The organism is Intestinimonas sp. (genome assembly GCF_026169115.1).
GTDB lineage: Bacteria > Bacillota > Clostridia > Oscillospirales > Oscillospiraceae > Intestinimonas.
The window spans coordinates 1-7,089 of sequence record NZ_JAPFEA010000096.1 but is presented as its reverse complement, the minus strand read 5'-3'; the positions used below and the strand labels follow the sequence as shown (position 1 = coordinate 7,089).

The following is a 7,089-nucleotide window of genomic DNA, read 5'->3' as shown; positions in this document are numbered from 1 at the left end:
GACTGTGGAGAGCTCGGTGGCCGACGGGCAATCCGCCCTGCTGCTGGTGCGGGTGGACGCCCTGACAGAGGAGGCCAAAACCTTCCTGTTCTCCGACGACTTCAACAGCATGGACACCTGGTCCGTCCATCCCGTGGATGTCCCGGAAAGGCTCGGCGAGACGTCCGGCGTTACGGGGATGTCCTACAAAGAGCTGGGAGAGCTGCGGACGGACACCTCCGCCACCTGGCGCTTCGACGTGGACCTGAACGGGGCCGCCGCCCTCCGGGTACGACTGGGGCACATGGAGGAGGGCGCGGCGCTGGAATTCAACCTCACCCCCGCAGAGTCGGTGACCGTGGACATCGGGGCCACGGGGCCGGGGGCTCCCACCCTCTACAACGCCCAGGGCGGCGACCTCACCATAGCGTCGGTGACCCTGAGTCCCCTCACCTGTCAGGTGGAGGCCGCCATGGCCGACCCGGACCGGGAGGCGGACCCGCTGTTCTTCTTCCTCATGGAGGATGGGACCCTCCTCACCAGCGGCCAGTCCCTCACCTCCGTCTCCTCCCATTGCATCCAGGATAAAGCGTGGTCCTTCCACTACCGATTCCAGTCGGTCATGGACCTCTCCCAGCTTGCCGCCGTGGTCTTTGACGGCATGGCCTACCCCGTCAAGGGCGGGGAGCCCTATCCTGTGGAGGTGGACCCCAGGCTCTATCCCCTCCGGCTTCCCCTGATGGCCCCCCTCATCGAGGGCGGCGGATACAGCCTTCCCGTAAAGGCCCTGTGCGAGGGACTTGGGGCCTCCTATGACTGGAACGAGGAGACCCAGACCGCCTCCTGCACCTACCGGGACACCACCATTGTCCTCACGGTGGGCAGCCCCTCCGCCCTGGTGAACGGTGAGCCGGTGGACCTGGGCGAGCCCGCCGCCCTCCAGGACGGCGTCCTAGCCGCCAGTTGGAGACTGGCCCCTCTCTGGGGACTGGATACGGCGGCTTCTTTCGACGAAGACAAGACTGACCGGATCTGCTGGGTGGTCATCCCCTGACCGGATGCAGCGACAAAAACGGCGTCCCCTTCTCACGAAGGGGACGCCGTTTTTCTGCTTTCTTATTCCAGGCCCAGGGGAATGATGGCGCAGTAGTCCTCAATGGTCCCGTTGTTCTGGAAGCACCGCAGGATCTCTTTTCCGATGGGGTGGAGCTCCGGCACGTCGAAGGCGGCAAGCTCCTGGGCGAAGAAGTCGTAGAGGATCTTGGCCCCCTTGTCGTAGCCCTCGATGCCCAGGGTCTCCTGCCGCTCGGGGCGGAGGAACCGGGAGCTGATCTGCTGGCCGTCCACCTTCATCTCCTCCAGGGCGTAGCCCAGGAGGGGGCAGCGGGCGGGGACCAGCCGGTCCATCTTCATGTTGACGCCGCCCCGGCGGGCCAGGTACTCCCGGGAGATCCACTCGGCGGCGAAGCCGATCCTGTACGCGCCGATGTGCTGGTTGGGGATGAGGACGTACTTGGTGTTCTTGCACCGGAGGATCTGCTCCAGCAGGAGATTGGCCTGCTTGACCCGCAGGCCGGTGGCGAAGGGCCAGTAGGAGCCCACGCCCTCGCTGGCCAGCTTGGCGCTGCCGTTGATGCTGGGGTTATTAAAGCCCCGGGGGGCCACCAGCCGCCACAGCCAGGCCAGGGCGGGAGGGATGATGCCCATGAGGCCCAGGATGCCGTAGCTGGGGCTCTCATTGGTGGCGGGGGGCATGCGGACGCCAAAGCTGCGCACGTCCACCTCCACCGGCTTGTCGGCAATGTGGGGGATGAGCCGGCGGGGGATGATGACCCGGGGGTTGGGGCAGGGCTTGCCGTCGGAGTCCAGGGTGTGCTCCCACAGCAGGCAGGTGGACCGGGGCACCCCGTCGATGTTGAAGAACATCAGGGGCTCCTTGGTGTGGATGGAGATGCGCTCATAGAGGGGGTCGGAGCCGTACTCCGTGATGCCGTCCACCCGGATGAACCAGCCGTCCTCGCCGTCGGTGAGGGCCAGCTTGCCGTTGCGGGGCTGGTAGCCGGGCTGACACATGGCCATGTCGTCGGTGACGGGCAGGATGGTACAGGTGTCGCTCATGCTGATGTAGGTCTTTTCGTTGGTCTCAATGTTGACGCCCAGCAGCACCCGGCCGTCGGCCACACGGGGCACCTCCTGGAGCAGCTCGCTCTTGCCGCCGCCGGAGGCCCCCTCGTGCATCATGACCATCTCGTTTTCATAGGGGGTGATGACCCGGGCCGCCGAGGCGTGGGCGGTGACCCAGCCCTCCCGCTCGCCGATGTCCAGCAGGACGCTGTAAATGCCCTTTTTGGCGGAGGGACCGGGGTAGAGGTTGTAGGAGAAGACCTCATGGAGGTCGCTGTGCCGGCTGTGGACCACCACCTGCCTGCCGTTGAAGTGGGTGTGGCGGAAGGGGGGCGCCACATAGACGATGGAGCGGGGCTTGAAGTGCTCCACCTCCCGGGCGTTCACAAAGGCCTGGAGCTCTGCCAGCGCAAAGGCAAAGAAGGCGGCGTTCCGGGGGCAGACCAGGATGGAGTCGTAGCCATACTGATAGCCGCCGGCCTTGAAGGGCACGATGATGAGCTCCTGCCGGGCCAGCCACTGGTAGGTCTCCACCCGGAGCTGGTCAAAATCATAGCCGTACACGTCCTCGAACCGGGGCTTGTCGGTGGGCTGGTCGTCGGCGATGCGCATGCAGTCCGGGTCCCGGCGGCGCATATAGTCCTCCACATAGTTGACCACCGCGCCGTTTTTGCAGCGCACCACCGTGGCCTCCTTCACAGGCTTCCCGTTCACATCATAGAGGACCTCGATCTTGTCCGTGTGCTCGTTGCCGAAGATGAGTTCGTAGAGGGTCTCCTTGCTGTCGGGCACGATCACACTGGGACTATTGTTGATGATATCGGTCAATTCCGGTGTAAATGTGAATTTTTCCAGCAAAACATTCATACAGACAGCGCCTCACTTTCTATCGAAACAAAGAACCCTTCTATGTGTAACTTTACAGGAGAACGGCCCGTTTGTCAAGGGGAGACAGGTCAGCCCCGAGGAGAGTGCTCCCCGGGGCTGACCCGCTCTTTTGCAGCCTGGGCGTGCGCGGCTTTCACCAGTGACCCAGGCATCCCGCAGCTCCCCTCACGCGGAAAAGGTCAGGGTCACCGGTCCGCCGTACATCCGGAAGGGCACCTGGGTGGCCGACAGGACGGCGGTGACCCCCAGAAGCACCACGGCGGTCCCCGCCGTTTCGGAGGTGAGCCGCCCCTCCCCGTCCATCTCCACCACCGCATCCCCGCCGATCTGGAGGAAGCAGTCGGCGGTCACGGTCTCGGCGTCCACACGGGTCCGCCGGAGCACCTGGAGGGCCGCCCCCTCCCCTGCCCGAAACGCAACTTCATTCTGGAGGGTCTCCACCCCCGCCAGGTAATAGGAGGCGTAGTCCGGCCGATCGGTGGTGACGCCGTGGCAGCCCTCGTAATAGCGCTGCTCCAACAGCTCGTACTCGTTGACGGTCCAGGGCTGGATAAGGATGCCCCGGTGCCGGGCCGCCCGGGCCAGGGCGGCACTCTGGGCCTCCTGGGGACAGCTGTAAAAGGCGCTCATCGGGTCCATCTGTTCCGCCATGGCCTTCAGATTGGCGGCGGTATCGGACCCGCTCTGGGTGCAGGCGGCCAGATAGCCCGCCGCCGCCTCGGGCAGGGCGGCCCGGACCCGCCGGAGCTGGGCCGGGTCATAGGAGAGGAAGGCCACCCGCTCTGTCATGCCGGCGGCCCGGACGGTCTGGACCAGGGGAGCGATGAGGGCCGGGTCGCCGCTCTTGATCTCCACCAGGAAGATGGTCTTTTCCCCCTGGACCGCCCGGAAAAGCTGCTCCAGGGTGGGCAGCCGGTCCCCTGGGAGAGCCTTGGCCCGGAAGGTCAGGCTCTGGAGCTGGGCCCGGGTGGAGGCGGTCAGGGAGAGGTCCCGGTCCATGAGGGCGCCGGTGGTGGGGTCGTGGTTCACCATCACTGTACCATCGGCGGAGAGGTAGACGTCGCACTCGATGGCCTCCGCCCCCGCCGCCTGGGCCAGGGCGGCGGCCCGTTCCGTGTTCTCCGGGGCGGTCTCGTGGAAGCCCCGGTGGGCGGTGAGCACGGGGGTGCGGGTGAGGACCCGCCGTCCCGCCGGGAAGGACTCCACAGCATCCATGGTCCCCACCCAGTCGCCGGTGACCAGTCCGTCCGCCCCGGAGAGGATGGCGGCATAGGCCGCCGCCCCGCCGTCCGTGCGGACCCAGACGGCCACCCCTCTGGTCTGGATGGCCCGCACCGTCTCCGGACGGGCGGCAGACTGGTCCAGGACCACCGCCCGGGCCCCGGCGCGGCATGCCAGGGCGGCGGCCTCTGTGGGGTCTGCAAGCTCCGCCCCGGAGCAGTCCAGGATGGCCCGCACCCCCGACTGTCCGGCGCAGGCGGTCTGGAGGACCTGGAGCTGGTCGGAGAAGACGTTCACATCCACCAGGCCGTGTTCCGCCGCATACCGGGCAAAGGCGGCGGCGGTGGTCAGGTCCTGGATGCGGAACCCGGCCAGCGCCCTCTTGTCCAGCCGGGACAGATAGGCCCCGATGGAGATGCGGCCATTGCCGTCCGCCACGGTGAGGTCGGAGGCCACCGTCTTGATGAGGGTAGCGGGGCGGCGCTCCCCCGCCGCGACGCTGGCGGCGGAGAGAGCGTCCCCCTCAGCCGCCACCGTGGGGGACATGACCAGCCCCGTCCGGGGCTCATAGACCTGGGTGTCATAGCCGTTTTCGGTAAGGGGGAGCTCCGTGGGCAGGTCGGGCAGCACATCGGTGACCGTCAGGGAGAGGAGCTCCGCCGTGACGCCGTCAAAGGTGAAGGCCACCCGGCCATCCAGGGTGGCGCGGTCAGCCGCCTCGGTGCGCAGCACCAGCTCGCCGTCCACATACTGGCAGACAACGCCATCCCGGCAGAGGATGGTGAGGTCGTGGACCTGTCCGGGCTCCGCGCCCGTCCCCAGGGGGGCGGCACACTGGGTGCTCCAGACGCCGCTGGGCAGCATCCGGGTACACTCCACCCCATTGGCGGCAGTGAAGTCCCGCCGCAGCCCCATCTGCCAGAAGGCGAATTTGGCATAGTGCCCGGACCCGCCTGCGTTCCGCCCACCGAAGGCCAGGCCGCACCAGCGGCTGGGCCCCACGGCGTCGGTGAGCCGAACCTGGGCCTGGACACAGAAATCCCGGCCATAGTTCCAGATGGGGAAGACCACCGCCTCGTAGCCGTTCCCCGCCCGCCCCTCCGCATGGAGGGCGCCGCCGGCCACGTAGACGTCATCGGCGGCAGCCAGCCGGATGCCGCAGCCGTTCAGCAGGGCGGGCCGGTCAAAGGTCAGCGCCGCCCGGCTGTTGAGCCAGAGGGGGGACGTCACCTCCTGGCCCTGCCGGCTGAGGGTCAGCTGCCAGCAGCCCGCCTCCTCGCTCCACTGAGCAGAGACCGCCGTCTTTTCATCCCCCACCATGGCGGATACCTGGGCGGCGATGGACTCCGCCGTGATCTCCTCCGCCGTTTCAAAGGCAAAGTCCCCTGTCAGGACGGCCCGGAGCTGTCGCTCCAGCACCTCCTGCCCGGTGGCGTCCCGGCGGTAGACGCTCACCCGCGTGGGCAGCTCCACCCGCTTCCCCTCCCCGATGAGGGTGACGGAGAAGCCCTGTCGCTCGTCGCCGGTGACCCGGACCTGTCCCCCGGCGGCGGTAAAGCCGGAGTCGGCCAGGGCGGTCTCCAGCTTTTCTGCCGCCGCCGTCCGCACCGCGAAGGCGGAGGCGTCCTTCGCCGCCGTCACCGTCATCCGGTCGGGGGCCAGGTCCACGGCCCACTCCAGGGCGGACACCCCCTCCAGCTCCACCGTTCCGATCCGCCCTCCGGCCTCCAGAGTCAGGGAGAAGGGTCCGGTCTCCGCTGCCACCACCGGCAGGGCCGCCCGGCCCCGGTCAAAGGTCAGGGAAAGCTCGGTGACGCCGTCGCCCTCCAGGGCCTGTCCCCCCACAGTGAGGGCGGGGACGGCCTCCGTCCCGCTCAGGTAGTCGGTGACGGTGACCGTCACCACCCCATCCAGGCTGCGGACGCCCCCGTCCAGGTCGAGCGTCCGCTCCGCCCCCAGGGGGAGACGGTCCGGCGCCTGGATCTGGAGCCGCCCCGCCGCCTGCGCCCCCCGGGGCAGGAGGACCAGGGCCAGGCAGGCCCCACACAGCAGATTGGTCAATGCTCTGATTTTCGACATGGATACCCTTTCCGCGTCTATACGCCGCACACGGTTCAAATGGAATAAAAAAGCTCGTCGCAAGGGATCACTTGCAACGAACTGCAAAGGACGGTTAGAATCGATATTTCTGTCAGAAACGAAAAAAGCCGCCCACAGGGCGGCTCACCAACTGCGAGCCCAGCAAAGCGGGTCGCAGTTGGAAAGGAGGAGCAGCGACATGAGCGCGCTCTGACTTTTGTAAAAAAGTCGGAGCAAGCGACATAAAGCTTGCTCCGACGTGGCGCAGAAGGGGGGATTCGAACCCCCGCACGGTTTTACCCGCCTACTCCCTTAGCAGGGGAGCCCCTTATAGCCACTTGGGTACTTCTGCATGCCGGAACCACCTGTTCCGATTCTCTTGTCAATCCCACCGCGGGGAGAAAAATGGCGGAGAGAGTGGGATTCGAACCCACGGCTCTTGCGAGTCACCGGTTTTCAAGACCGGCTCCTTAAACCACTCGGACATCTCTCCACGACCCGAGCGTTTTCCATCCACCAAACGCGAGTGTTATCATACCATAAATCTCTCCCCTTGTCAACACCCCGAATGAAAAAACCGGGGCCTTTCTGAACTGCCCCAGATTATGCGGACAGCACAAAAAAGAGCCCCTGGTAGGAAATATTGTTTTTTAAGTGGATAGGCGTATCGCCAGCGGCGCCTCTCCGGTTTTTAACTGGATGCGCGCAGGGTTGTAAACATAGATATAGCGGTCGATCATTTCGTTTGCTGCAGCAAAGGTCGCTGGTTTGTGCCGGTAAATACACTCTGTTTTGAGG

4 protein-coding genes and 2 tRNA genes are annotated in these 7,089 nt (G+C 66.1%); 1 reads left to right on the top strand and 5 read right to left on the bottom strand.

Going from position 1 to position 7,089, the window contains the following annotated elements:
- On the top strand, positions 1 to 1,033 hold a 1,033-nt coding region (locus Q0Y09_RS08700; RefSeq protein ID WP_297720491.1), incomplete at its 5' end, for a copper amine oxidase N-terminal domain-containing protein.
- A gap of 62 nt (positions 1,034 to 1,095) precedes the next feature.
- Here the strand turns inward: Q0Y09_RS08700 and Q0Y09_RS08695 are convergent.
- From Q0Y09_RS08695 to Q0Y09_RS13260, 5 genes are all read right to left on the bottom strand, one after another.
- Positions 1,096 to 2,970 carry a DUF4914 family protein gene (locus Q0Y09_RS08695; RefSeq protein WP_297720489.1) on the bottom strand — a complete coding sequence of 625 codons (1,875 nt, stop codon included), beginning with the start codon at positions 2,968 to 2,970 and terminating at the stop codon, positions 1,096 to 1,098.
- A 186-nt stretch (positions 2,971 to 3,156) separates the two neighbouring features.
- Positions 3,157 to 6,291, bottom strand: a complete 3,135-nt coding sequence (locus Q0Y09_RS08690) for a glycerophosphodiester phosphodiesterase family protein (RefSeq protein ID WP_297720487.1) — start codon at positions 6,289 to 6,291, stop codon at positions 3,157 to 3,159.
- 260 nt (positions 6,292 to 6,551) lie between these two features.
- Positions 6,552 to 6,643 (bottom strand) — tRNA-Ser (locus tag Q0Y09_RS08685).
- Positions 6,644 to 6,697: 54 nt separating this feature from the next.
- Positions 6,698 to 6,784, bottom strand: a tRNA-Ser gene (locus Q0Y09_RS08680).
- A 157-nt stretch (positions 6,785 to 6,941) separates the two neighbouring features.
- The coding region (locus Q0Y09_RS13260; RefSeq protein WP_367184379.1) for an IS3 family transposase at positions 6,942 to 7,089 on the bottom strand (148 nt) is incomplete at its 5' end.